Genomic DNA, 767 nt, shown 5'->3' with positions numbered 1-767 from the left:
GCCCGCCACCTGCGCGTCGCGCGCCAGATCGGCCCATTCGGCATAGCGGGCGGGCGCGTCGGACATGCCCGACAGCGCCGCCTGCCAATCCGCGATCGGCGCATCGCCCGCAAGGCCCGCGGCCTCCGCGTCCAGGTCCAGCCTGTCACGAACCCGCGCCAGCGCCGCTCGCGCATCCTGCACGGCCGCCGCAAGCGCATCGCCCTGTGCCGCGGGGTCGGGAATGTCGGTCAGCGCCTGCACCACCGCCGCCCCATCCGGCAGGCAGCCGTCCAACTCTCCCAGCCAGCTCGCCACCGCGGCCAGCCGCGCAAAGGGCGTCCGCTCGCCCCGCCAGTCGGTCCCAAGGGTCGCCGCCAGATAGGCTTCGTCGTCGGCCAGGACACGGCGCAGGCGGCGCAGCGCCACCAGCTCATCCGCCAGCGCCAGTCGGTCGGCGGCCGCAGACGGCATCGGTCCGACCAGCAGCGTCTGCAGCTGCGCCGACGCCCCACGATAGGGGCCGAACAGCCGACCAAGGAATGACCCCACCCCGCGCGCCAGCCCGGCCCGCAGGGGCGCGGGGTCAAGATCCGGCGCGGCGGGGGTGAAACGGGTCAACACCTGTTCCTGGGCCGTCGCCCATTCGGCGCCCGCCTGCAGCGCCTGGACCAGGCGGGGATCGCGGGCGGCCGCGAACAGGGTCGCGGCGTGATCCGCCGCCCCCTGTGGGGGGCGCGCCAGCAGACGCAGCATCCGCACCCGCGCCTCGGCCCGGTCCAGCGTCG

1 pseudogene is annotated in these 767 nt (G+C 75.9%); it reads right to left on the bottom strand.

Going from position 1 to position 767, the window contains the following annotated elements:
- Window positions 1-767 (bottom strand): annotated as a pseudogene (locus tag FHD68_RS19295) (DUF3320 domain-containing protein); the annotation flags it as partial.

It is taken from the genome of Paracoccus marcusii (assembly GCF_006151785.1).
Classification (GTDB): domain Bacteria; phylum Pseudomonadota; class Alphaproteobacteria; order Rhodobacterales; family Rhodobacteraceae; genus Paracoccus; species Paracoccus marcusii.
The sequence above is the reverse complement of the archived record's forward strand: the minus strand, read 5'-3'. Positions and strand labels throughout refer to the sequence as shown.